This window comes from Mesorhizobium sp. WSM4815 (assembly GCF_055811575.1).
In genome coordinates, this window is sequence record NZ_JBVVQS010000098.1 from 308,190 (window position 1) to 331,897 (window position 23,708).

The window sequence follows — 23,708 nt, forward strand, 5'->3', positions numbered from 1 at the left end:
CACCCCTCATCCGACCGCTTCGCGGCCACCTTCTCCCACAAGGGGAGAAGGGAGCGCGCGGCTTTTATGCCTCCACAAGCCTTCGATATGAAAGCGTATTGCGTTCCACCTCAGGCACGGTCGCACCGGTCGCGATGCAGCCGGGTAGATCCGGCACGTAAGCGGAAAAATTACTGCCGGCTTTTTTCGATCACCACCGCGTAACGCATGTCATCACTCCTTTAAACCGGACTGCTTGAGGATGCTGTTCAGTGTTCCCGGTGCGCCTCTTCAGGCGGTTTGCCGGCCACCGGAGCCGGCATTTGAGATCGCGGCCGTGCTCCGACTTGGTTCGAGCAACCGCAATTGTCGACGCATTAGGCCCCGGCGGCAGGATCGATTGAAGGCGTGGCGCGCTTTGCGGGATTCAAGCTCTAGCATGGCAGACCGTTTGACAGCTTCAGGTCTACCGTGAGGGGCACGTGATCGCTCAATCCGGCTGCGACAAAGTCATCGTAAGTACCCAGCTTTGCTGACGAAATCGCGAATCCTCGCGGCACAAACGCGTAATCGATGTGGGAGCCATGTCCTTGTTGCCAGCGATGGAAGTAGCTGGACGATGTCTCCGAACCGAATTTCTCGTCGCGAGTATGATGCCACGCGCTGATAACGCCGAGGCTTTCAAGGACATCCAGCACCCGACCGAAATGTCCGGCAGGACCTCTCTTTGCATCGAATTTGACTGATTGATTGAAATCGCCCGCTAGGATCGCGCCTTTTTCGGAGATGAAGGCAGACAGCCTGGTCAGCGCCCGAAGCGTCGGTGCAACGTAGTCGCCGTCCTTCTTGGCACAAAGCCCCACCAGATATAGCTGCTCCGAACCTCGAACGGCCCTGACGGGGAGAAAGAGCGACTCCTCGACCGCAATTTCTATGGTCTCGATTTTCCATCCGTTCATCCCCAGTACGGCCAAGCCGTATCCAGGGTGTGAGCCGATCCAGGCACCGGAAGCTTCTCCGCCGATGAGGGATACGCAGTCTTTCGATGCTTCGGAGAGAACGACGATATCAGGGGCATGAGCGTCCATGACTTTTGATTTTCGATGAAACCCTCCAGCACAATTCCACGCTACCAGCCGCACGCTCTCGTTCGCCATTAGACGCGCCCTTGCCCAATTCACACTCTTCCGACCTCTGAACCAGCGGACGCTCATTGACAATAACGGATACGCATGATGTCGCTTCGATATCGGTTGCGGGGGTTCAAATTGGTTGCAATGTGGTCGAAAGCGACGGGCAACGCTCGTCGTCCTTCAGACGTACGCGCCTTCGCGCTGGCGAAGGCGCACAGGATGAGAAGTGGCTGCAGACGCTGCTGTTTGCCCGTCCTGATCTGGTCATTCTCGACCGAATGGAAGCGGACGCGGGGGCTTTCGTTCCCATTGTTCGGGAGTTGCCGCTGGCCCGCGAAGGCGGTGTCGTTTTTCTGGACATTCTCGGGATCAGCCGATCCGGACGTCTGGTCTTGGTCGAGTGCAAGCTTTGGCGCAATCCCCAAGCACGCCGCGAGGTAATTGCCCAGATACTTGAATATGCCGCGCTCGCCCGCGGATTGTCTTACGGTGATCTCACTGCAAAAGTGCGCCAGAGCACGGCACGGCGCTCTTCTGCCAATCCCATATTTGAACTTGCGAGGCAGAAGTGGCCGGACTTGGATGAGAGCGTTTTCGTCGATGCGGTCTCTCGCTCGCTTGACCTCGGCGATTTCCATCTGATCGTAGCAGGCGACGGCATCCGCTCCGACCTTCACGCGATTTCCGATCATTTGAACGCCTCCGGCCTGGCTGCGGCGCGATTCTCCTTGCTGGAAATCCAGCTCTGGAAAGACGACCAAGACCGCACGCTGATCGTTCCGTCCGTTCCCGTCAGGACGGATGTCATTCAGCAGCGCGTGCTGATGACCGAGACGGGCCGAACTGGCGACCACGTAGCTGAGGCGAGCGAACAGGTGGTCGATCCCGAGCAGGCCAAGCAGCGGACATCTAACCGGATATTCTGGCAATCGTTCATTGACACCGTGAAGTTCGACCACCCCGACCAGCCAGTTCCGCGGCACGGCGGCAACAACTGGGTTCGAGTTCCGTTGCCGGAACCCGTGAAATGGATGACGGCTTACCGAAGCCGGGACAAGCTGGGACTGTTTCTCGCACTGTCAGATGATGAGGGCTTTGCGTTTTATGAATGGCTCGAAGGCCAGGCCGACGCTCTCAGGCAGGAAAGCGGTCTTCCACTGACGTTCGAGCAAGATCCGAGTGGATCGAACAAGGGGCAGGTCAGCCTCACCGTGGCCGGTCTTGCCTTCTCCCCTTGTAAGGCGAGAAGGGGGAGCCAATCTCGAACGTCAGCGATTTGCGTGACGATGATGCTGGACGGAGCGCCAACGCCGGGTAATCTCGCCCGATGCCGCATCAGCCCGTCGCCCCGACCAAACGTCGTTTCGCCCGCTCGATGCGCCGCGAGTCAACGGAGGCGGAAGACCGTCTGTGGCACGAGCTGCGCGGACGCAGGCTCGACCGCATCAAATTCCGGCGTCAGGTTCCTGTCGGCAAATTCATAGCCGATTTCGTTTGCGCCGAGGCCAGGCTGATCGTCGAGATCGACGGCAGCCAGCATGCGGATTCAAACTATGATCGGGAGCGAGACGCCGAATTGAAGGCTAGGGGCTTTCGTGTGCTGCGCTTCTGGAACGACGACGTGCTGCGGGATTTGAACGCCGTCTGCGACACCATCATCGCTTATGCCCGCGATGAGAGTTTGCAGCCGTGGCGGTAATGGCGCGGTCTTGCCTTCTCCCCTTGTGGGAGAAGGTGGATTGGCGCGCAGCGCCAAGACGGTTGAGGGGTGTTGGACGAAATGCCGTCCGTGCCAAGCTGGAGCACCCCTCATCCGACCTCGCTTCGCGAGGCCACCTTCTCCCACAAGGGGAGAAGGTAGAGCTGCGCCTGATCACGGCGCTTGAAGCATTTCGGCCCGATCTTGCGACCGGGCCGACCATGTTGCGTTTTAGCGATGCAGATTTTCCTCAACTGCACCCGCTCGTCGAGCCACAGGTGTCGCACTTCTCGCACGTGCCGTTCCGCACCATCGTGAAATTGTGGCATTCGGAGCATTCGTTGCCAGTGTAGCCCTGCATCAGGGATTGCTGACGCCTTGTGGCGGCAAGCGCCTTGGCCTCGGCCGCTTCTTTTGCGGCATCGTCGGTGAACAGCCCAGTCGGGTCGGTTGCCTCCTCGTAGACGATATCCTCGACCAGTTCCTTCGCCCGCTCCTCGTAGTCTCGCTTATAGGCGATCGCTTCGTCGCTGGCCGGCTTCAGCGCCAGCACGTTGGAGCCTGAGAACGCGGTCGGCGCCGAGCGAGTGGGGGCGGGAGAGGGACTTGAACCGCCGAACCCCTTGGGGTCGGCACCCATGCCCGATACCAGCTTGACCGGCGAGACGCCGCGGGTCAGGCCCTTCGAGAACGGTGTCGCCTTGCCCTCGTTGATGCCGCGGCCGAGTGCGGTCTTGTCGAAATCCGACTGGTCGACATGGGCGAGGTCGTGGCGGGCAAGATAGGACACGGCAAGCTCGCGGAACACGTAGTCGAGGATCGACGTGGCGTTCTTGATCGCGTCGTTGCCCTGCACCATGCCGGCCGGCTCGAACTTGGTGAAGGTGAAGGCTTCGACATATTCCTCGAGCGGCACGCCATATTGCAGGCCGAGCGAGATGGCGATGGCAAAATTGTTCATCATCGCCCGGAAGGCCGCACCTTCCTTGTGCATGTCGATGAAGATCTCGCCAAGACGACCGTCGTCGAATTCGCCGGTGCGCAGATAGACCTTGTGGCCGCCGACGACCGCTTTCTGGGTATAGCCCTTGCGGCGGTTCGGCAGCTTTTCGCGGTCGCGATAGAGGCGTTCGACGACGCGTTCGACGATCTTTTCGGTCACCTGCACGGCGCGCTGTGAAGCAGGTGCGGCGATCAGCTGCTCGACGGCATCGTCCTCGTCGTCTTCGACGTCGGCAAGCAGCGAGGCGTTGAGCGGCTGCGAGAGTTTCGAGCCGTCGCGATAGAGCGCGTTGGCCTTCAGCGCCAGCTTCCATGACAGCATGTAGGCGCCCTTGGCGTCTTCCACCGTCGCGTCGTTCGGCATGTTGATGGTCTTGGAAATGGCGCCGGAGATGAAGGGCTGGGCTGCCGCCATCATCTGGATGTGGCTGTTGATCGACAGTGAACGCTTGCCGATCTTGCCGCACGGGCTGGCGCAGTCGAACACCGGCAGATGCTGGTCTTTCAGAAATGGTGCTCCCTCGAGGGTCATCGCACCGCAGACATGGATGTTGGCGGCCTCGATGTCCTTCTTCGAGAAGCCGAGCGCCGGCAGCATCTCGAACGAGAAATCGTTGAGCTGCTCGTCGGTGAAGCCAAACGTCTCCTTCACCCAGTCGGCACCCAGCGTCCACTGGTTGAAGACGAACTTGATGTCGAAGGCCGACTTCAACGCGGCGTTAAGTGCTGCGATCTTGTCGTCGGTAAAACCCTTTGCCCTAAGCGAGCCGGGGTTGATGGCAGGCGCCTGGTTGAGGTTGCCGTGGCCGACCGCATAGGCCTCGATCTCGGCGATCTGGCTTTCCGAATAGCCGAGCGTGCGCAGCGCTTCAGGGACGGCGCGGTTGATGATCTTGAAATAGCCGCCGCCGGCCAGCTTCTTGAATTTCACGAGTGCGAAATCGGGCTCGATGCCGGTGGTGTCGCAATCCATGACCAGGCCGATCGTGCCGGTCGGCGCGATCACGGTCGCCTGCGCATTGCGGTAGCCATGCTCCTCGCCGAGCTCGATGGCGCGGTCCCAGGCAGCCTTGGCATGGGCGGCAAGCTCCGGCTGCTTCAGGTCGGAGGCGACCAGCGGCACCGGGTTGACGGCCAGTTTCTCGTAGCCGTCCTTGTCGCCATAGGCGGCACGGCGATGGTTGCGCATGACACGCAGCATGTTCTGGGCGTTGCGGTCGTAATCGGGGAAGGCGCCGAGCTCGGCGGCCATTTCGGCCGAGGTGGCATAGGCCGTGCCGGTCATGATTGCGGTGAGCGCTGCGCAGATGGCGCGGCCTTCGTCGGAATCATAGGGAATGCCCGAGGTCATCAGCAGGCCGCCAATATTGGCGTAGCCGAGGCCGAGCGTGCGGTATTCGTAGGAGAGCTTGGCGATCTCCTTCGACGGGAACTGCGCCATCATCACGGAAATTTCCAGCACCATGGTCCACAGCCGAACCGTGTGCTCGTAGGCAGCGATGTCGATGGTGCCGTCGGCGTTGCGATAGGGCAGCAGGTTGATCGAGGCCAGGTTGCAGGCGGTGTCGTCGAGGAACATGTATTCCGAGCACGGGTTGGACGCCCGGATCGCACCGGCCGCGGCGCAGGTGTGCCAGTCGTTCATCGTCGTGTTGAAGTGCAGGCCCGGATCGGCCGACGCCCAGGCGGCATAGCCGATTTTTTCCCACAGATCCCTGGCCTTCAGCGTCTTCAGCACCTTGCCGTCCTTGCGGGCGGTGAGGTGCCAGTCGCCGTCCTGCTCCACGGCGCGCAGGAAATCGTCCTTCAGCGAGACCGAATTGTTGGAGTTCTGGCCCGAAACGGTGAGGTAGGCGTCCGAATCCCAGTCGGTGTCGTAGGTCTTGAACGACATCGAGGTGTAGCCCTGCCTGGCGAACTGGATGACGCGGTAGATGTAGTTCTCCGGCACCCCGTCCTTCTTGGCCAGCTTGATCTCACGCTTCAGCGCGGTGTTGATCGCCGGGTCGAAGCAATCGTCGTCCTGGCCTTCGCAGTTGATGCAGGCCTTCATGATCGCTTCGAGGTGCTTCTTGACGATCTTCGAGCCGGTGACCAGCGAGGCGACCTTCTGCTCCTCATTGACCTTCCAGTCGATGAATTCCTCGATATCGGGATGGTCGGCGTCGACGATGACCATCTTTGCAGCGCGGCGCGTCGTGCCGCCCGACTTGATGGCGCCCGCCGCGCGGTCGCCGATCTTGAGGAAGCTCATCAGGCCGGACGAGCGGCCGCCGCCGGACAGTTTTTCGCCTTCGCCGCGCAGGAACGAGAAGTTGGAGCCGGTGCCGGAGCCGTATTTGAACAGCCGCGCTTCACGCACCCACAAATCCATGATGCCGCCTTCGTTGACGAGATCGTCCTGCACGCCCTGGATGAAGCACGCATGCGGCTGCGGATGTTCGTAGGAAGATTTCGACTTGGTCAGCTTGCCGGTGAACGGGTCGACATAGAAATGGCCCTGGCTCGGGCCGTCGATGCCGTAGGCCCAGTGCAGGCCGGTGTTGAACCATTGCGGCGAGTTCGGCGCAACGCGCTGGGTGGCCAGCATATAGGCGAGCTCGTCGCGGAAGGCGCGCGCGTCGTCCTCCGACTTGAAGTAGCCGCCCTTCCAGCCCCAATAGGTCCAGGTGCCGGCGAGGCGGTCGAAGACCTGGCGGGCGTCGATCTCGGAGCCGTAGCGCTCGGCCTCCGGCAGCTTTGCCAACTCGACCTCGTCGGCGACGGAGCGCCACAGGAAGGAGGGAACGTCGTTCTCCTCGACCTTCTTCAGCCGTGCCGGCACGCCGGCCTTGCGGAAATACTTCTGCGCCAGGATGTCGGCGGCAACCTGGCTGAACTGCGCCGGCACATCGATATTGTCCAAGCGGAACACCACCGAGCCATCCGGATTCTTGATCTCCGAAAGCGCCTTGCGGAATTCGATCTCCGCATAAGCCGCCCGTTCTTGACCTGCTAGCCCTTGCTTGGTGAAACGACGCTCGATGCGCATTGGTCCTATCCCTTTGTGTCTAGATATAGCGCCTTTCCCAGGGGATTTCTGCCCCCATCGCGAAACGCGCATGTCCGCCGTCTGCCGGCGTTCGAAAACGGCCGGCTCCTTTTCACGAGGCTCCGCCCGCCCTGCTGGTCGAACTCCTTGCGAAGTAGCCGTCCAACGCGCCGACGGACCCTGCGGGTCCCTCAAGACTGAAACTTTTTTGCAACTCCCTCAATCGAGGGAACTTCACATTATCTAGCGTCGAACCTACCTGCAAACACTAAATATAGTATTAACAGACAATTTATTCCAGTCCGACATTTTTCCCTTTCGTCCCCAAAAAACCCCAAAATCCCGACGCTTCCGCCGACCCCGTAGCCAGGGCGGAAATGCGGCCAAACGCACATAATCCGGGAAAAAAGACCGGGCTCAAAACTTTCCGGTCGCGCTCTCAACAGGAGCGCATGGCCTATAAAAGGCGACTCGTTTTGCGCCGTCAAGGATTCGTTTGCGTAGCTTTTGTGACCCCAACATCTTGTGTGTCACATATGTGGATAACGGGGATAGAAGTGGCCGCAGGATTTTCGATTCTTACCACGTGCAGGCCGCCAGCCCGACAGCGCATGCCCAAAGCTGGAGTGGCCAAATCGATTCACTTTGCCAAGAACATCGCCGGTGATGCGCGGCAGGTGCGCGGCTTTGGCCGCTATGCTTGCTCAGGAGAACTGGTGCGGGTCGGCACAGAAATAGGCGATGATCTGGCCAAGGTCCGGCTCGTTGACCATGCGCGCGGCCTCGGCTGGGCTGACCCATTTGCGGGTGCGCGAGCGCTTTTCCTTCCACCGGTCGGCGATCTTGTCGACCCGCAGCGGAAACACCAGGACTTCACAAGGCACTTCCTCGCCGGAAGCCAAAGCCTTGGCATAGAAGTAGCGGCCGGCTTCGTGGTGGGAGACCGTGCCGCGCAGCCCGGCTTCCTCGCCGGCCTCGCGCGCCGCCGCTTCGCAAAGCAGTTCCTTGGCCTCGGGCCAGCCCTTGGGAAGCACCCAGCGACCGGTATCGCGGCTGGTGATCAGCATGATCTCGACGCCATGGCCGGTATCGCGCCAGGGCAACGCTGCAACCTGCAGACGGCACGGCGCTGCGCCGAAGAGCCGCTGGACCCTTTCGGCCAAATGGTTGTGCGTTACTGGCCTCGTCAACATCGGAGAAGCTTGCCCCAGCCTCCAGAATCACTTGCCGTCTCGTGAATCTTACGGCTAATCATAAGCAATAAATGTAAAAAACCTCATACGCACGAATTAACCACACACGAGACGTCGATTCAGGAATATCGTGCGCCGCTGCACTCTTTCAAGAAGTGCGCCGGCAAGAAGGCCGCGCCGGTATGTTCCGGGAGGGGAAAGAGCAGCTGCCGCGAATCAGCCGGCGTGGTCGTCGGCGATCGGCTTCTGGTAGGTGAAGCCCATGTCCCACGGAAAATAGATCCAGGTGTCCTGGCTGACCTCGGTGACGAAGGTGTCGACCAGCGGCCTGCCTTTCGGCTTGGCGTAGACGGTGGCGAAATGCGCCTTGGGCATCATGGCGCGGACGATGCCCGCGGTCTTGCCGGTGTCGGTGAGGTCGTCGATAATCAATACGCCGGCGCCGTCATCGGCGAGCAGTGCCGGCGTGACCTCCTTCAGCACCTGCAACTGCCCCTGGCTGGCATAGTCGTGATAGGAGGCGACGCAAACCGTCTCGATGACCCGGATGCCGAGTTCACGCGAGATGATGGCGGCCGGTACCAGGCCGCCGCGGGTGATGCAGACGATCGCCTTCCATTGGCCTTTGTTGGCGCCGGCAAGCCGCCAGGCGAGCGCACGCGCGTCGCGGTGGAACTGATCCCAGGAGACGGGAAAGGCCTTTTCGGGAAGGGACATTTTTCGCGCACTCCGCTGCGCGCGAAAATGCGCGCAAACACCTGAAGGAATGCGCGCGGGGATAACTGGAAAGCCTTGGCTTTGGCAAGGGGCGATGCAAGAACGGGGCGGCGGCAGGGCTTCAGACAAAAGAGGGCCTTCGGCTCATGTCGGTGTGACCAGTCCTGGATGTTGACGCCGCCCCTCATTGCCCTGCCGGGCATTTCTCCCCGTTCACGGGGAGAAAGAAGCTGGCCGCAACCTTGGCACCCATTCTGCAACGCTGGAGATTGGCGAAATCCCTTGGAAGGCGTCTTTCTCCCCGTCACTATACGGGGAGAAATGCTCGGGCATTGCAATGAGGGGCGGCGCAACACTGAAGGATTGCCCTGCAAGCGATCCTTGCGGACCTACCGCGACAGGAAAGCTGCCACCGGCAGGGTGCGCAGCACCGTGCGCGTGACGCCGCCGAACAGAAGCTGGCGCAGCCAGGAATGGCTGTAGGCGCCGAGCACGAGCAGGTCGGCTCCGGTTTCGGCAACCCTGGTCTGGATCACGTCGTCGACCGAGTGGCCGGCCGATTGCAGCACCGAGACGCTGACCGTGGCGCCATGCCTGGACAGGGCGGCGGCGATTTCGGCGCCGGCCGCCTCCGGGGCCTCGTCGAGCGTATCCGGCGGGTCGATGACGACAATATCGGTTTTTTCGGCCTCGATGATGAAGGGCAGGGCGTCGAAGGCGGCGCGCGCCGCTTCCTTGCTGCCGTTCCAGGCGAGCAGCACATGCTTGAAGCTGGTGACGAGCGGTCCCGAATGCGGCACGACCAGCACCGGCCGGCCGGCGTCATAGACCAGCGTGTCGACGTCGGCACTCGGATCGCCGCCCGTCTCGCGCTGCGCGGCGATGATCAGGTCCGCGGTGCGAACGGTTGGGATGCCGGTCAGCGCGCTGTCTCCGGAAAAGCTCTCAAGGCTGCGCCACTCGAAGGACAGGCCGGACTCCTCGACATGCCGGAGGAAAACCGCCCGCAATTTCTCAGCGCGCTCCTTGTTCATGTCGGCCGAAACCTGCAGGAACTCGGTGTCGGGAAAGCCTGTGGCCGAGGTGTAGGGGACGGGAAGCGCTTCGGCATGAATGCCGATGAGATGGCTCTCGAACTTGTCGGCAAGCGGAATGGCGCATTCGAGCACGCGCTCCGCGTCCTGTTCGTTCTGCAGTATGGCGACGATGGTCTTGAATTGCATGGTAACCCCTCAATTTGCGGGCGAGCGAAACTCGCCCGCATGAAACGTTACAGCACTATGCTTGGTTCCTGCTAACCCGGATACGGGCTAATGCATGTCGCCCAAAAGCATACTTTTGGGCACGAGGGTGCGCAGCGGATTTGGGATCGCGCCGTGCATAAAGACAAGAAACCTAAAGCGCGTCGCATGGATCGTCTCAGACGCGACGCGCTTTAGATCAGCTGGCTGCGCTGGTGAGGCCTGCGACCATCGCTTCGACATCGGCGCGGGCGGCGTCCAGCGCTTGCTGGCTGCGGGCACGGACGACCAGCTCGGTCCAGAACTTGCCGTCGCCATATTTTGGATAGGAGCCGATGATCGTGTCCGGGTGCGCCTTCTGGATGTCGCCCAGCGGTCCGCCGACCAGGCCTTCGCCGAACGGACAGTGCACCGTGGCCGACAGCATTTTGGTGCCGGCCTTTAGCGTCGGCACGACATTGTCGAGCATCGCCTGAAATATCGCCGGCACGCCGGCCATGACATGGACGTTGCCGATGCGAAAGCCCGGCGCGATCGACACCGGATTGTCGATATGGTCGGCACCGCGCGGCATCCGCGCCATGCGCTTGCGCGCCTCGGTGTATTCGATGCCGCGCGCCGCGTAGCTCGCTTCCAGCATGGCATAGGCTTTGGCGTCGTAGTCGCAGGGCACGCCGAAGGCCTTGGCAATGGCATCCGCGGTGATGTCGTCATGCGTCGGGCCGATGCCGCCGGTGGTGAAGACATAGGTATAGCGAGCACGCAGGGCGTTCACTGCGGCGACGATCTCGTCTTCCTCGTCGGCCACGATGCGCACCTCCTTCAGGTCGATGCCGATCGCCGTCATGATATCGGCGAGGTGGCCGATATTCTTGTCCTTGGTGCGACCGGACAGAATCTCGTCGCCGATGACGAGCATGGCAGCGGTGACGATTTCGGGCATAGGGAGGCTCCGGCAGAAGGTCGCGTTAGGCAGGCAGGTCGCCCGAGGCAGACAGGGTCGCCTGAGATAACGCGGTGGATGGTTGGCGGCAATGGGCCTCTTCTTCCTTCTCCCCTTGTGGGAGAAGGTGGATTGGCGCGCAGCGCCAAGACGGTTGAGGGGTGTTGGACGAAGTGCTGTTGGTGCCAAGCTGGAACACCCCTCATCCGACCTCGCTTCGCGAGGCCACCTTCTCCCACAAGGGGGAGAAGGAAGAAGGCGCCCCGCAGGGCGCTATTCCTTCACCGCTCCGGTCATCGAGGAAACGTAGTGCTCGACGAAGAACGAATAGAGCACCACCACCGGCAGCGAGCCGATCAGGGCTCCGGCCATCAGCGCTCCCCATTCATAGACGTCGGAGCGGACAAGCTCCGTCAGCACCCCGACCGGCACAGTCTTGTTTTCGGACGACTGGATGAACGTCAGCGCATAGATGAATTCGTTCCATGACAGGGTGAATGCGAAGATGCCGGCCGAAATCAGGCCGGGCACCGACAGCGGCAGCACGATCTTCATGAGGATCTGCCAGCGGCTCGCCCCGTCGATGAGCGCGCATTCCTCCAGTTCGAACGGGATCGAACGGAAGTAACCCATCAGCAGCCAGGTGCAGAAAGGCACCAGGAAGGTCGGGTAGGTGAGGATGAGCGCGAACGGGGTGTCGTAAAGCCCAAGGTTGAACACCATCACCGACAGCGGGATGAACAGGATCGACGGCGGCACGAGATAGGCGAGGAAGATCGCCAGCCCGACCTGCCGCGCCCCGGAAAACCGCAGCCGTTCGATCGCATAGGCCGCGAACACCGCAGCCAGCAGCGACAGGAACGTGGCGGCGGTGGAGATGATGATCGTGTTGAGCAGCCAGCCCGGATAGGACGTATCGAACAAGAGATAGCGGATGTGCTCGAAGGTCGGATGCACGACCCATAATGGATTGAAATTGGCGTAGTCGGTCATCTCGAGGTTGGGTTTGATCGCCGTGATCGTCATCCAGTAGAACGGGAACAACAGCACGATGACGAACACCAGCAACGGCAGATAGACCGTCACCACGCGCCGCGGCAGGCTCTGAAGGTAGCCCATGCCGCCTTCGTCGAGTTCCGGACGTTTCGTTTTTTTGATCGTGGCCATGTCAGTCTCCGCCGCCTTGCTGCCATTTGCGGCGTTGCAGGCCGAAATAGCTGAACAGGATCGCCGCAAGCAGGAACGGTATCATGGCGACCGCGATGGCGGCGCCCTCGCCAAGCTGGCCTCCCGAAATGCCGCGCTGGAACGACAATGTCGCCATCAGATGGGTGGCATTGACCGGTCCGCCGCGGGTCAGCACATAGATCAGCTGGAAATCGGTGAAGGTGAACAGCACCGAGAACGTCATGGTGATGGCGATGATCGGCGTCAGCAGCGGCAGCGTCACAAAACGGAACAATTGCCAGCGACTGGCGCCGTCGAGCGTGGCGGCCTCGTAGAGCGACTGCGGAATCGTCTGCAAGCCGGCCAGCAGCGTGATCGCCACGAACGGAATGCCGCGCCAGACATTGGCGGCGATGACCGAAGCGCGCGCGTTCACAGGATCGCCGAGGAAATTGATGCGATGGTCGATCAGGCCCATTTCCATAAGTGCCCAGGACAGGATCGAGAACTGCGAATCATAGATCCACCAGAAGGCGATTGCCGACAGCACCGTCGGCACCACCCACGGCAGCAGCACGATCGCGCGGAAGAACGATTTGAAGGGAAGGTTCTGATTGAGGATAAGCGCAAGCCAGAGGCCGAGCGCGAATTTCAGGATCGACGCGCTAATCGTGTAGAGCAAGGTGTTGAAGACGGAGAGCCAGAAGACGGCGTCATCCGACAGATATTGGTAGTTTTCGATGCCTATGAAGATACCGGGGCGGCCGATGCGGGCATCTGTGAAGCCGAGCCAGATGCCGAGCCCGAGCGGATAGGTCAGGAAGACCAGCAGCAGCGCTGCCGCCGGCAGCATGAAGCCGAAGCCAAGCGCGTTCCTGCTGTCGGCCAGGAGCGACAGGCTCCGCGACAGGATCGACGGACGCGGCTGAACGGCAGCGGACGACACGGCCATGGGACGGCTCCTCATAAGCTCTGCTGGCATGGTGGCCTGAGTGGCCGCCACACGATTCTGGGAAACAGACCGGGCAGCGCGGTCGCGGCTGCCCGGATCGGCAGTGATCAAACGCGATAGTAGCGGTTGGCGCGTTTCTCCGCCTCTTCCATCGCCTCCTGCGGCGTCGCCTGGCCGGTCACCGCCTTGGCGAACATGTCGACCAGGACATAGTCGGCCATGGTCGCCGCCGAGGCGTAGCCGAGCGGCCCGGCATAACCGTTGGGTCGCAGCGTCGCCGAGGCTTTGGCGTAAGCTGCGTTGTTCGGGTCGGCCGTCCACACAGGATTGTTCTCGAAGGCTTTGAGTGTCTGGCAGCAATAGCCGGCGGAGGAGGTGATCCACTCTGCCATTTGCTGTTCCTCGAACATGAACTGCAGATAGGCTTTTGCCGCGTTGGGGTAGGGCGTGTAGTCGAAGATCACGGCCGTGGTCACCTGGAACAGCTCGACGGATTTCCCGACGGGACCGATCGGCAGGCTGGTCGTGCGCATGTCCTTGGCGATTTCAGCCAGTTTCGGATCATTGTCCTTGTTGGTTTTTGCCGTGTTGTACACGGAAATGCCGTTGGCGATGACGCCCAGTTCGCCGGCCAGGAAGGCGCGGTTGTTGTTCACGTCGAGCCAGCTTTCGGTGCCGGGAATGAAGGTCTTGTAGAGTTCCTGCGCGTATTCGATCGCCTTGAGCGTCTCGGGGCTGTTGATCGTCACCTTTCCGCTCTCGTCGACCATCTGGCCGCCATGGCTCCACAGCAGCCAGTGAGCATAGTTGTTGCCGTCGCCGACGCCATGGCCGTGCGTGAAGCCGGCCGGATGCCCCTTCGCCTGCAAGGCCTTGCAAAGCTCGAGGAAGCCCGCCGTGTCCTTCGGAAACTCCGAGAAGCCGGCCTCCTTCACCCAGCTTTCCCGATAGACGATGGCATTGCCGATGGTGGCCAGGGGCAGGCCGAGGAATTTTCCCTCCCGCGTCGCATACTGCTTTGGTCCGTCGTGCCAGCCGCCATATTTCGTGCCGAGATACTCACCCAGTTCCGACACGTCGTGCAGCTTGTCGGGGTACTGGTGCGGGTCGTCGAACCAGACCAGCATCAGATCTGGACCGGAGCCGACATTGGCGGCAACCGCCGCCTTGGGGCGAATGTCCTCCCAGCTTTCCTTGTCGACGCGGACCTCGACGCCGGTCGCCTCGGTGAACCGCTTGGTGTTGGCCAGCCATTGGTCTTCATCGCCCTGAACGAACGGCGACCAGCGCAGCATGCGCAGCTTTGCGCCGTCTTCGGGCTTGTAAGTCAACCCCTCCTGGGCAAAGGCGGAAGAGCCGACGAAGCGGCTTCCCAAGGCTCCCGCCGCCACGCCGGCAGTCGTGCGGATCACGTCACGTCTGGTGAATTTCATGCTCGTTTCCTCCTGTTTATTGTCTTGCCTTATGGTTCCTACTGCCGGGCGCGCAGTTCGAAGCGCTGCCCGGTTTCGCCATGAAAGAGATGGATGAGGCCCGGCTCGGCCGTGAGCCGTACGGTCTCGCCCGGCGTGAAGGAATGGCGCTCGCGGAAATTGGCGACGATCTCGTCACCGCCGGCCGTCCGGCCGATAAGCTGCACTTCCGACCCGGTCGGCTCGACCACCACGACGGTGACTGGAATGCCGTCGTCCTGGGATAGCCGCAGATGCTCGGGGCGTATCCCCAGCACCACCTGCTCGCCACTGCCGGTCGACGGCACTGCGGCCAGCGGCAGGGAAATCCCGCCGGAGCCGCGAAAAGACGGTGAGCCGCCGTCCGTCGCGATTTCGCCCCTCAGCATGTTCATGGCGGGCGAGCCGATAAAGCTGGCGACGAAAAGATTGTTGGGCCGGTCGTAGAGTTCCAATGGCGGCCCGATCTGCTCGACGATGCCGTCATGCATGACGACGATCTTGTCGGCCATGGTCATGGCCTCGACCTGGTCGTGGGTGACATAGACCGTCGTGGTCTTCAGGCGCTGGTGCAGTTCCTTGATCTCGGCGCGCATCTGCACCCTGAGCTTGGCGTCGAGATTGGAAAGCGGCTCGTCGAACAGGAAGACCGCCGGATCGCGCACGATAGCCCGGCCCATGGCGACGCGCTGGCGCTGGCCGCCGGAAAGCTGCCTGGGATAGCGCTCCAGCAATGGCACCAGCCCCAGGATTTCGGCGGCGCGCTTGACGCTGGCAGCGCTTTCGGCTTTCGCAACACCCTTGAGCATCAACGAGAACGCCATGTTCTCGGCGACGGTCATGTGCGGGTAGAGCGCGTAGTTCTGGAACACCATGGCGACGTCGCGTTCTTTTGGCGCAACGTTGTTGACGACGCGCTCGCCAATCGCGATCTGGCCGCGCGAAATCTTTTCCAGGCCGGCGATCATCCTGAGAAGGGTCGATTTTCCGCAGCCCGACGGCCCGACCAGCGTGACGAACTCGCCATCCTCTATATCGACGCTGACACCGTGGAGAATCTCGACGGTTCCGAATGATTTGTAGACATCGCCAATCGCGACAGACGCCATCGATTTCCTCCCGAATGCTTCCTGCGACGTCTTCGAAGGAAACCGCTTTCCTGACTGGCCGCGGCAGTTCCCAAAGCTCCTCCCTGGTCACGCGCGATGATGAAACGGTAGCGCTACCAGACTGCCCTGTAAAGCGGCTGCGTGGCAAGCACGCTTCTTCGCCGCGCCTGATCGTACTTGTCCCCAATGGGATTGGAGTTCGCCATATCCAGGGTCGTAGCAGGAGCATGATTTGCCCAGCCCCAGCTCTTAAAACCGGAGGTGCGAGAAGCCATCAGCAACGACACCAGCCTTAATCGGAAACTTCGGTTTGCGGCCGGTCCCGACCGTCGGCGAGCTCGTCGTGCCATTTGCCTTCGGCGTCCTCGTACTGGATGCCGTCGGTGGTGCCGGCGACCTGCTGTTCGGCCGAAGCGATCTCGGCGGCGCGCAACGCGTCCTCGTGCGTAGGGAACGTCTCCGAAAATGTCTCGCCGACCTTATAGGCCCAGCCCCCGTCATGCTCGACGATCTTGTAGGTCAGCTTGGCCATGAAATCCTCCAGTGGAAAAAGCTCAGGTTGCTCAATGCAGTTTGCGGTCGGGCAGTTTGCCTTCGGGCAATCTCTCTTCGGGAACCAGCACATCCGATTCCATGGCGGCCTCTACCAATGCCCGGCGCGCATCCGCTGTCGAACGATAACCTTCCAGCACTTTTAGGCAAGTGTCGAGAGCATCGCGATGCCGAGGGCCACGATTGAGCGGCCAGACGGTCATCAGGCACTCCGCAGCTTCCTGGGTGCTGCGGATCTCACGGTATTTGCCGACACGGCCAAGTTCGAGCACGACCGGCTTTTCAAAAGGCTTGCTGTCCATCATCGCCGCCAACGCGGAGCCGCTGATTTGGTTGCACGCCCCTTGGCGTGCGCAAATGTCTCGGGGTGACGGTCGTTGCGGCGGCGGCCCTGCAATCGGGCCGGTCAGCCGGCCGCCTTCATCCAGTGCTGCATCGTCGTCACCGAGCGGGCAAGCTGCGGCGCCGGCTGGATTTTTTCGCCGAAGGTGGCCGCGGCGCGCCACGCCCAGCGCGGATCGGCGAGGAAGGCGCGGGCCAAGGCCACCATGTCGGCACGGCCCTCGGCGACGATCGCCTCGGCCTGCTTCGGATCGTCGATCAGGCCGACGGCCCGTGTCGGGATGCCGGCGCCGTTGCGAACGGCTTCCGCCAGGTGCACCTGGTAGCCGCGACCTGCCGGCAGCTTCTGCAGGGGCGAATTGCCGCCGCTCGAGCAGCAGAGATAGGCGACATCAGCTGATTTCAGCGCCTTGGCCACTTCGATTGCGTCGGCGACGTCGAAGCCGCCATCGACCCATTCCTTGACCGACAGACGCGCCCCGAGCATCAGCCCGGGCACTGCCTTTCTCACCGCCTTGGCGATCTCGACGACAAAACGCATGCGGTTTTCCAGCGAGCCGCCCCAGCGGTCGGTGCGCTGGTTGGAAAGCGGCGACAGGAACTGGAAGATCAGATAGCCGTGCGCCGCGTGCAATTCGATGAAATCGAAGCCGGCACGTTCGGCCCGCCTTGCCGCCTCGGCGAAGCGTTCGATGATCTGCAGGATCTCCTCATCCTCCAGCGCCCGCGGCACCTGCCAGCCCGTGTCGTAGGCGATGGCCGAGGCCGACACGATCGGCCACGGGTCCTGATCGGCGTTCAGCGGCCCGCCGCCTTCCCAAGGTTTCTGGTTGGAGGCCTTGCGGCCGGCATGGGCAAGCTGCGTGCCGAACCTGGTGCCGGGAGCGGCGACGCGCCTGGCCGCATCGAGCGCGCGCCGGGCGGCCGCCTCGTTGTCGTCGGAATAAAGGCCGAGGCAACCATGCGAGATGCGGCCGCGCCGCTCGACGTCGGTCATCTCGACGGTGACCATGCCGGCGCCGGACATCGCCAGGTTCATCCAGTGGTACAGGTGCCAGTCGCTGGCCGAGCCGTCTTCGGCGGAATACTGGCACATCGGCGCCACCGCGATCCGGTTGGGAAAGGTGAGGCCGTCAAGCGTGATCGGCTGGAAAAGGGAAGGGGTCATCAGGAAACTCCGGGGAGGGGCTGTCGCTATTTAGGCAATGGTTTGCGCCTGCGCCATACACGAGGCGGTGAAGCGCTGCCCGTCTGCCCCTGCCGGGCACCTCAAACGTTCCGCAGCAGGCACCGTCGGCCAAGCTGCTGTCGGGATTGCGCGAAGGCCCGATCACCGCTACGCCTCGCCGGCAACACGGAGTTCACCATGGAAGACCGCATTCGCATCCGTTCGGAGGAAGTCCTTTCCGACGACTGGGCCGTCCTGAAAAAGACCGTCCTCGATTATCGCCGGCGCGACGGGCAGTGGGAGACGCAGATCCGCCAGACTTACGATCGCGGCGACGGTGCGGTGATCCTGCCTTACGACCCGGAGCGCTCGACGGTTCTGCTGGTGCGGCAGTTCCGCTACGCGGCCTACGCCACAGGCCACCGCGAGCCGCTGATCGAGGCCTGCGCCGGCCTGCTCGATGAACACGATCCCGAAACCTGCATCCGCAAGGAGGCGGAAGAGGAACTCGGCTATAGGCTGAAGGACGTCGAACGGCTGTTTTCGCCCTTCATGAGCCCCGGCAGCGTGACCGAGCGGCTCTGGTTTTTCGTCGCCCGCTATTCGCCGACCGACCGCATCTCCGACGGCGGCGGCGCGCCGGACGAAGGCGAAGACATCGAGGTTTTGGAAATGCCGCTCGACGAGGCGCTGGCCGGCATCCACGACGGCAGCATCATCGACGCCAAGACTATCATCCTGATCCAGCATCTGAAGCTGAACCCGATCCGGGTGTGATCCAAGCCGGAACCTGGATGCGCCAGCGCAGTGGCGCCGGCGTTGCTGGTGCGGACGACGGGAATCGAACCCGTACGATCAGAGATCGAGGGATTTTAAGTCCGAGATGAGGTGGTGCGAGCGACGGGGATCGAACCCGTAAGCCATTGTAGTGGCGGCAGATTTTAAGTCTGCTGAGTTTACCAGTTTCTCCACGCTCGCTGGCACAGTTGGCCCTGTTTGGCACAGCCGTGGCACTGTGTCACGAAGGTTTCTCAGCAGGATTGGCACGGGCAAACTTGGTGCGCTGCTGCGGTGCAGAACCTTTTGATGGCGGAGCGAGGCGCCCCCCTCTGTCCTGCCGGATGTCCGGCAGGACAGAGGGGGGCGCGAAGGATCGCTACGGAGCGCGTTTATTCTGAGCCGTTGCATTCTTCGGCGGATGTCTCGGAATGGATCCCAGGGTCTGCGCCGCGTCGCTAGAATGACGAAGGCGCGGCGGCTTTCGGCCAATCGCAGACGTTGGAGAATTGGCGGCTGCAGGCCGGTCAGCAGCGACGGGCCATCCACTGATTCAAACTTGATCAAAATCATCCCGGAACCATTTCGGAGCGGCTGAGTTTCGGGCTAAAGCTACTGGAACCCCTGACATGGCAGAGTTTGACACAGGACAAGGGAAGTCTGTTGCCAACGCGGTACGGCAATTGCTGCGTTCCGAAGACTATCGCCGGCACTTGCACGGCGTGCTGAATCTTGCCGTCGACCCACGACTGCCCAGCACCTTTGTCCCATTGCTTGAGGCGCTTGATCAGGCCGGGCGGGAACCGTTTTCGCATTCCCGGAGCCCAAACGAGCGATAACCGAGAAAACGCGCTGATCTTCTCCTGCACCCGCTAATCTCTCCTGCACCCCATGACTCAACGCTACGACACTGAGAAGACACCTGAAGGCACATGGGACATCATCGATGTGTTCACGGGACTGCCGGTTGTCGAGGTCGGCGTCCCGTTGATCGACATGCCGATCGAAGAGGCCGACGATCTGGTCGAGCTTCTCAACTGCCGCGACAGGGAACAGCGGGGCGATACTTGAGCGCCCGACTTGTCTGATCGAAACTCCCGAACGTCAATTCAAAGAAAGATCCGCTAACGGAATCGCCTTCCGTTGAGGCATTTTGTTGTGGATGGCATCGTGTGCTGCTGCTCGGTCTTCACCTCTCGTTGCCCCGGAGTAGGCGCCGTCGGCGAAGCTGTCGATCTCCCCCCTTGCGGGGGAGATGCCTGGCAAGGCAGAGGGGGGTGCTGTCCCTCCGACTTCTCAAGACCTAAGCCTAAGCTGCCTCGCCCACCGCTTCGTGGGGAGAGGAACCCAAGCTGGTATAGGCCACGATCCCCCCACCCCCCTCTGTCCTGCCGGACATCTCCCCCGCAAGGGGGGAGATCGGATGTCGCTTCGGATTTCGCCAATCACCAGCGCAGGAACGATAAGGCGCGGCCCAAACGACCCGCATTCGAGGCGGGTTTTATTTCAGGCGTAGCCGCACACGACCCACAAGTTCCCCGCTGGTCAAAATCCGCGCGGCTTGGCACAGTCGGGAAAACAGGAGTCTCCTCATGGCGAAGACCGCGCGTGCGACGAAACCAAAACCCTGGGCCGAGGCGGCGACGCATCTGGTCGACGTCGCGATGGGCAGGAGGCCGGCCGATCTCGTCATCCGCAACGGGCGCTGGATCAACGTGCATTCCGGCGAGATCATCGCCGGCACCGACATTGCCATTGCCGGCGGCCGTTTCGCCTATTGCGGGCCGAATGCCGGTCACGCCATCGGCCAGGGCACCAAGGTGGTCGACGCCGGCGGGCGCTATCTGGTGCCGGGCCTTTGCGACGCGCACATGCATGTCGAGAGCGGCATGGTGACGGTGACGGAGTTTTGCCGCGCGGTCATCCCGCATGGCACCACCTCGATGTTCATCGACCCGCACGAGATCGCCAATGTGCTCGGCCTGCCGGGTGTGCGGCTGATGCATGACGAGGCCGTCGCCATGCCGATCAACGTGCTTGTGCAGATGCCGTCCTGCGTGCCTTCCGCACCTGGGCTGGAGCATGCCGGCGCCGAGCTGACGGTTGCCGATGTGACCGAGGCGATGGGCTGGGAAAACATCATCGGACTTGGCGAGGTGATGAACTTTCCCGGTGTCGCTGCCAACGATCCGGTGATGGCCGGCGAGATCGCCGCGACGGTGAGGGCGGGCAAGACCGTCGGCGGCCATTATGCCTCGCGCGATCTCGGCCTGCCGTTCCACGGCTATGTCGCCGGCGGCCCCGAGGACGACCACGAAGGCACGCGCGCCGAGGACGCTATCGCTCGCGTCCGCCAGGGCATGAAGGCAATGCTGAGGCTGGGCTCGGCATGGTACGACGTCGCCTCGCAGATCAAGGCGGTGACGGAGAGCGGGCTCGATCCGCGCAACTTCATCCTGTGCACCGACGACAGCCATTCCGGGACGCTCGTCCATGAAGGCCATATGGACCGGGTGGTCCGCCACGCCATCGGCCAGGGGGTGAAGCCGGTGACCGCGATCCAGATGGCGACGCTCAACACCGCCCAGCATTTCAGGCTGGAGCGCGAGCTGGGGTCGATCGCGCCGGGTCGGCTCGCCGATCTGCTGATCGTCTCCGATCTGGCCGCAATGACCATCGACGAGGTCTATGGCCGCGGCGTCAGGCTGGCCAAGGGCGGCAAGCTCGACATCGACATTCCGGCCTATGACTATCCGAAGACGGCAAAGAACACCGTCAAGCTCGGCAAGAAGCTCAAATCGGGGGATTTCGACATCGTGGCGCCTGTCGGCGCCAACGAAATTCGGGTGCGGGTCATCGGCGTGATCGAGAACCAGGCGCCGACGCGGGCGCTCGAGGCCGACCTTCCGGTGGAGGACGGGCTGGTCGCCATGGACCGTCGCAACGACGTCTGCCAGATCGCGCTGGTCGAGCGCCACCGCGGCACGGGCGGCGTCACCAATGCCTTTGTCTCCGGCTTCGGCTATATGAGCGACTGCGCCATGGCCTCCAGCGTGGCGCATGATGCGCACCACATCATCGTCGTCGGCACCTCCAAGCAGGACATGGCATTGGCGGTCAACCGGCTGGGCGAGGTCGGCGGCGGCGTCGTGCTGTTCTCCAGGGGCAAGGAACTGGCGCTGGTCGAAATGCCGATCGCCGGCCTGATGTCGGACGAGCGCGCCGAAATCGTCGCCGCCAAGGCCGACAAGCTGACCGAGGCAATGCGCCAGATGGGCTGTTCGCTGAACAACGCCTATATGCAGCACTCTCTGCTGGCGCTGGTCGTCATCCCGGAACTGAGGATTTCCGATGTCGGCCTGATCGATGTGACGACGTTCCAGAAAGTCGACCTGTTCGTTTAGTCCACGAACGGCCCAGGCGTTAGCGCCAGCTTACCGTCGCCTCATTCGGGGGCGTGCCAACAAGCCGTTGAGGACGAGATCGATATGCGCCTCGATAAAGGCGGCCTCATCGATAGGATTTCTGTCGGCGAAGATCAGTTTCCAGATCGTGAGGTGAACAGCCGAGCTGATCACCACTTCCGGCGTATTTGCAGCGGCGCTCTGGTGAAACTCGCCCGAAGCCACGCCTTGCTCGATAAACGCGCGAACTGCGTCGAGCAGGGGTGCGATAAACGCGCCATAATGCCGGTCGATGATGTTGGGGAAGCGTGATCCCTCAGCCAGTTGGAGGCGCAACAACTCCCTCGTCTTCCTGTCGCCGGCGAGCTTGTCGTATCCCAGGACAAGCAATTGGCGCAAACGGTCGGATTGAGAGCCTCGCAGCGCATCGATAGAAGCTCTGACGTCTTCGAACGGCGCCGAGACATGTCCCATCGTTGCCTCGAACAAAGCGTCCTTCGTCGGAAAATACAGATAGACCGTGCCTTTTGTGACGCCCAGGCGCGCGGCGACGTCTTCGACGCGCGTGGCTGCGTATCCCTTTTCGACAAACTCCTCGAACGCCGCATCGAGGATCTCGTGCGGGCGCCTCGCTTTCTGTTCTGCTCGAGAGAGTTTCTTTTCCATAGCTGACATCCTTCGTTGAACTGCTCACACGATTTTGGCCAAAACATCCATTGACTAACTAGTCAGTCAGCGATATCTAGCCCACCGTTTCCTCTGATGCAACGGTGCCTGGAGCAATGAACACATTTCGCGCACTCATTCTGGGTCTCGCCTGTGCCGCCCTGGTCGGCTGCGAAGACCATACCTCAAGCCAAACGGCACCGCAGCCGGTGCAAGCAATTGCCGCCTCGCTGGCTCAATACCAGCCGGGCGCCGCGGTCACCGGGGAAGTGAAGGCTCGGGTTCAATCCGAGTTGTCTTTCCGGACCGGCGGCCGGGTGAGAGAACGCCGCGTCGATGTCGGATCACGGGTGCGTGCGGGCGACGTCCTGATGCGCATCGACGACACCGAGCAACGCGCCGATGTCGATTCCGCCCGGGCGGGCCTGCGGTCGGCACAAGCAACCGTCAAGCAGAAGGCGCTTGCCTTCGAACGCTACAAGACATTGCTGAAATCGCGAGCGATCGCTCAGTCGACCTATGATGCGGCGCGAGAGGCGCTGACGACAGCGCAGGGCTCCCTGGAAGTCGCCCAGGCGAGTTTAGCGACGGCGCTGGATGCGCTTTCCCATACGGAGCTCAAAGCCGACGCAGATGGCGTCATCACCTCGCGCAGCGTCGAAGCAGGCCAGGTGGTCTCTGCGGCGCAGCCGGCGCTGGCGCTTGCGCGCGATGGCCCGCGGGACGCTTCTTTCGAGGTGTTCGAAGCCTTCTTCCTCCCAGGCCGACCGACGAGTGAAGTCGAGGTTGCTCCGGTGGGTGATCGGGCGCGCACGGCACGGGGCAAAATCCGGGAAGTCTCTCCAGTCATCGATACGAGCACCGGGACCATCCGCGTCAAGGTGGCGCTGCCGCAAGAGGCGCAATGGTCGCTCGGAACGTCGGTGGTGGGTGAATTCCATTCACCGTCTCGTGAAGGTGTGATCCTGCCGTGGAGCGCCATGGCCTCCGCCGGGGGTGAGCCGGCCGTATGGGTCATCGACGCGGCAAGCAAATCGGTCTCGCTTCGCAAGGTCGCGGTCGACCGCTATCGAACAGCCGATTTCATCGTGACCGATGGGATTGCGCCAAAAGATCTGATCGTCACCGACGGCGGAAAATTTCTGAGGCAAGGCCAGGCTGTGGCCTGGCAGGAGAAGTGAC

Annotated in this window: 21 protein-coding genes, 1 tRNA gene and 1 pseudogene; 6 read left to right on the top strand and 17 right to left on the bottom strand. The window is 62.0% G+C overall.

Going from position 1 to position 23,708, the window contains the following annotated elements:
* Positions 1–6: 6 nt before the first annotated feature.
* Together AC0L2B_RS22645 and AC0L2B_RS22650 are read right to left on the bottom strand one after the other, a co-directional pair.
* Positions 7–209, bottom strand: a pseudogene (locus AC0L2B_RS22645) (type II toxin-antitoxin system HicB family antitoxin).
* 204 nt (positions 210–413) lie between these two features.
* Complete coding sequence (locus AC0L2B_RS22650) at positions 414–1,136, bottom strand: endonuclease/exonuclease/phosphatase family protein (protein ID WP_473746868.1); 723 nt, start codon at positions 1,134–1,136, stop codon at positions 414–416.
* 56 nt (positions 1,137–1,192) lie between these two features.
* Between AC0L2B_RS22650 and AC0L2B_RS22655 the strand changes: the two genes are divergently transcribed.
* Positions 1,193–2,596: a hypothetical protein gene (locus AC0L2B_RS22655; RefSeq protein WP_473746957.1), complete on the top strand. Its 1,404-nt coding sequence runs from the start codon at positions 1,193–1,195 to the stop codon at positions 2,594–2,596.
* Positions 2,488–2,811 carry an endonuclease domain-containing protein gene (locus AC0L2B_RS22660; protein ID WP_473746952.1) on the top strand — a complete coding sequence of 108 codons (324 nt, stop codon included), beginning with the start codon at positions 2,488–2,490 and terminating at the stop codon, positions 2,809–2,811. The genes AC0L2B_RS22655 and AC0L2B_RS22660 overlap by 109 nt, the downstream gene beginning before the upstream one ends.
* Positions 2,812–3,061: 250 nt before the next feature.
* Here the strand turns inward: AC0L2B_RS22660 and AC0L2B_RS22665 are convergent, their stop codons facing one another.
* From AC0L2B_RS22665 to AC0L2B_RS22720, 12 genes are all read right to left on the bottom strand, one after another.
* Complete coding sequence (locus AC0L2B_RS22665) at positions 3,062–6,844, bottom strand: vitamin B12-dependent ribonucleotide reductase (protein WP_473746869.1); 3,783 nt, start codon at positions 6,842–6,844, stop codon at positions 3,062–3,064.
* 704 nt (positions 6,845–7,548) lie between these two features.
* Positions 7,549–8,037: an NUDIX hydrolase gene (locus tag AC0L2B_RS22670; protein ID WP_473746870.1), complete on the bottom strand. Its 489-nt coding sequence runs from the start codon at positions 8,035–8,037 to the stop codon at positions 7,549–7,551.
* A gap of 216 nt (positions 8,038–8,253) precedes the next feature.
* Positions 8,254–8,754 carry a xanthine phosphoribosyltransferase gene (gpt, locus tag AC0L2B_RS22675; RefSeq protein ID WP_023798205.1) on the bottom strand — a complete coding sequence of 167 codons (501 nt, stop codon included), beginning with the start codon at positions 8,752–8,754 and terminating at the stop codon, positions 8,254–8,256.
* 389 nt (positions 8,755–9,143) lie between these two features.
* A complete protein-coding gene (locus AC0L2B_RS22680) occupies positions 9,144–9,977 on the bottom strand; it encodes a universal stress protein (protein ID WP_473746871.1) in 834 nt (277 codons plus the stop codon).
* A gap of 217 nt (positions 9,978–10,194) precedes the next feature.
* Positions 10,195–10,938 carry a competence/damage-inducible protein A gene (locus AC0L2B_RS22685; RefSeq protein ID WP_128182232.1) on the bottom strand — a complete coding sequence of 248 codons (744 nt, stop codon included), beginning with the start codon at positions 10,936–10,938 and terminating at the stop codon, positions 10,195–10,197.
* 273 nt (positions 10,939–11,211) lie between these two features.
* Positions 11,212–12,105 carry a carbohydrate ABC transporter permease gene (locus AC0L2B_RS22690; protein ID WP_091591324.1) on the bottom strand — a complete coding sequence of 298 codons (894 nt, stop codon included), beginning with the start codon at positions 12,103–12,105 and terminating at the stop codon, positions 11,212–11,214.
* Position 12,106: 1 nt separating this feature from the next.
* Positions 12,107–12,958 (bottom strand): carbohydrate ABC transporter permease, encoded by an 852-nt coding sequence (locus tag AC0L2B_RS22695; RefSeq protein WP_413468443.1) that lies wholly within the window; start codon positions 12,956–12,958, stop codon positions 12,107–12,109.
* Between the two features lie 206 nt (positions 12,959–13,164).
* Positions 13,165–14,490 carry an ABC transporter substrate-binding protein gene (locus AC0L2B_RS22700; protein WP_128246597.1) on the bottom strand — a complete coding sequence of 442 codons (1,326 nt, stop codon included), beginning with the start codon at positions 14,488–14,490 and terminating at the stop codon, positions 13,165–13,167.
* 38 nt (positions 14,491–14,528) lie between these two features.
* A complete protein-coding gene (locus tag AC0L2B_RS22705; RefSeq protein ID WP_473746872.1) occupies positions 14,529–15,617 on the bottom strand; it encodes an ABC transporter ATP-binding protein in 1,089 nt (362 codons plus the stop codon).
* Positions 15,618–15,909: 292 nt separating this feature from the next.
* On the bottom strand, positions 15,910–16,149 hold the full coding sequence (locus tag AC0L2B_RS22710; RefSeq protein ID WP_023798198.1) for a DUF2188 domain-containing protein: 240 nt from the start codon (positions 16,147–16,149) through the stop codon (positions 15,910–15,912).
* Between the two features lie 31 nt (positions 16,150–16,180).
* A complete protein-coding gene (locus tag AC0L2B_RS22715; protein ID WP_473746954.1) occupies positions 16,181–16,474 on the bottom strand; it encodes a DUF982 domain-containing protein in 294 nt (97 codons plus the stop codon).
* Between the two features lie 101 nt (positions 16,475–16,575).
* Complete coding sequence (locus AC0L2B_RS22720) at positions 16,576–17,679, bottom strand: NADH:flavin oxidoreductase/NADH oxidase (RefSeq protein ID WP_473519597.1); 1,104 nt, start codon at positions 17,677–17,679, stop codon at positions 16,576–16,578.
* Positions 17,680–17,877: 198 nt separating this feature from the next.
* Between AC0L2B_RS22720 and AC0L2B_RS22725 the strand changes: the two genes are divergently transcribed.
* Positions 17,878–18,456, top strand: coding sequence for an NUDIX domain-containing protein (locus AC0L2B_RS22725; RefSeq protein WP_287057529.1), 579 nt, complete (start codon positions 17,878–17,880; stop codon positions 18,454–18,456).
* A 112-nt stretch (positions 18,457–18,568) separates the two neighbouring features.
* Here the strand turns inward: AC0L2B_RS22725 and AC0L2B_RS22730 are convergent.
* Both AC0L2B_RS22730 and AC0L2B_RS22735 read right to left on the bottom strand, forming a co-directional pair.
* Positions 18,569–18,657 (bottom strand) — tRNA-Leu (locus AC0L2B_RS22730).
* Between the two features lie 368 nt (positions 18,658–19,025).
* Complete coding sequence (locus AC0L2B_RS22735) at positions 19,026–19,325, bottom strand: hypothetical protein (protein ID WP_473746873.1); 300 nt, start codon at positions 19,323–19,325, stop codon at positions 19,026–19,028.
* 22 nt (positions 19,326–19,347) lie between these two features.
* On the opposite strand from AC0L2B_RS22735, the gene AC0L2B_RS22740 reads away from it, so the two are divergent.
* Together AC0L2B_RS22740 and ade are read left to right on the top strand one after the other, a co-directional pair.
* The gene (locus AC0L2B_RS22740) at positions 19,348–19,527 is read left to right on the top strand and encodes a hypothetical protein (protein ID WP_128173227.1); all 180 of its coding nucleotides are present in this window, start codon (positions 19,348–19,350) and stop codon (positions 19,525–19,527) included.
* Between the two features lie 521 nt (positions 19,528–20,048).
* On the top strand, positions 20,049–21,860 hold the full coding sequence (gene ade / locus AC0L2B_RS22745; protein WP_473746874.1) for an adenine deaminase: 1,812 nt from the start codon (positions 20,049–20,051) through the stop codon (positions 21,858–21,860).
* 30 nt (positions 21,861–21,890) lie between these two features.
* Here ade and AC0L2B_RS22750 read toward each other — a convergent pair whose 3' ends face one another.
* Entirely contained in the window at positions 21,891–22,535 is a 645-nt protein-coding gene (locus AC0L2B_RS22750) for a TetR/AcrR family transcriptional regulator (RefSeq protein WP_473746875.1), read from the bottom strand.
* Between the two features lie 107 nt (positions 22,536–22,642).
* Here AC0L2B_RS22750 and AC0L2B_RS22755 point away from each other — a divergent pair, with 107 nt between their 5' ends.
* Entirely contained in the window at positions 22,643–23,707 is a 1,065-nt protein-coding gene (locus AC0L2B_RS22755; protein ID WP_473746876.1) for an efflux RND transporter periplasmic adaptor subunit, read from the top strand.
* Position 23,708 lies beyond the last annotated feature (1 nt).

Excerpts from the sequence above, each read along its gene's own strand:
- AC0L2B_RS22740 (WP_128173227.1), top strand. The coding sequence starts at position 19,348 with ATGACTCAACGCTACGACACTGAGAAGACACCTGAAGGCACATGGGAC.
- AC0L2B_RS22650 (WP_473746868.1), bottom strand. The coding sequence starts at position 1,136 with ATGGCGAACGAGAGCGTGCGGCTGGTAGCGTGGAATTGTGCTGGAGGG.
- AC0L2B_RS22705 (WP_473746872.1), bottom strand. The coding sequence starts at position 15,617 with ATGGCGTCTGTCGCGATTGGCGATGTCTACAAATCATTCGGAACCGTC.
- AC0L2B_RS22680 (WP_473746871.1), bottom strand. The coding sequence starts at position 9,977 with ATGCAATTCAAGACCATCGTCGCCATACTGCAGAACGAACAGGACGCG.
- AC0L2B_RS22715 (WP_473746954.1), bottom strand. The coding sequence starts at position 16,474 with ATGATGGACAGCAAGCCTTTTGAAAAGCCGGTCGTGCTCGAACTTGGC.
- AC0L2B_RS22700 (WP_128246597.1), bottom strand. The coding sequence starts at position 14,490 with ATGAAATTCACCAGACGTGACGTGATCCGCACGACTGCCGGCGTGGCG.
- AC0L2B_RS22755 (WP_473746876.1), top strand. The coding sequence starts at position 22,643 with ATGAACACATTTCGCGCACTCATTCTGGGTCTCGCCTGTGCCGCCCTG.
- AC0L2B_RS22725 (WP_287057529.1), top strand. The coding sequence starts at position 17,878 with ATGGAAGACCGCATTCGCATCCGTTCGGAGGAAGTCCTTTCCGACGAC.
- AC0L2B_RS22690 (WP_091591324.1), bottom strand. The coding sequence starts at position 12,105 with ATGGCCACGATCAAAAAAACGAAACGTCCGGAACTCGACGAAGGCGGC.
- AC0L2B_RS22670 (WP_473746870.1), bottom strand. The coding sequence starts at position 8,037 with ATGTTGACGAGGCCAGTAACGCACAACCATTTGGCCGAAAGGGTCCAG.
- ade (WP_473746874.1), top strand. The coding sequence starts at position 20,049 with ATGGCGAAGACCGCGCGTGCGACGAAACCAAAACCCTGGGCCGAGGCG.
- AC0L2B_RS22660 (WP_473746952.1), top strand. The coding sequence starts at position 2,488 with ATGCGCCGCGAGTCAACGGAGGCGGAAGACCGTCTGTGGCACGAGCTG.
- AC0L2B_RS22665 (WP_473746869.1), bottom strand. The coding sequence starts at position 6,844 with ATGCGCATCGAGCGTCGTTTCACCAAGCAAGGGCTAGCAGGTCAAGAA.
- AC0L2B_RS22710 (WP_023798198.1), bottom strand. The coding sequence starts at position 16,149 with ATGGCCAAGCTGACCTACAAGATCGTCGAGCATGACGGGGGCTGGGCC.
- AC0L2B_RS22685 (WP_128182232.1), bottom strand. The coding sequence starts at position 10,938 with ATGCCCGAAATCGTCACCGCTGCCATGCTCGTCATCGGCGACGAGATT.
- AC0L2B_RS22695 (WP_413468443.1), bottom strand. The coding sequence starts at position 12,958 with ATGCTGCCGGCGGCAGCGCTGCTGCTGGTCTTCCTGACCTATCCGCTC.
- gpt (WP_023798205.1), bottom strand. The coding sequence starts at position 8,754 with ATGTCCCTTCCCGAAAAGGCCTTTCCCGTCTCCTGGGATCAGTTCCAC.
- AC0L2B_RS22750 (WP_473746875.1), bottom strand. The coding sequence starts at position 22,535 with ATGTCAGCTATGGAAAAGAAACTCTCTCGAGCAGAACAGAAAGCGAGG.
- AC0L2B_RS22720 (WP_473519597.1), bottom strand. The coding sequence starts at position 17,679 with ATGACCCCTTCCCTTTTCCAGCCGATCACGCTTGACGGCCTCACCTTT.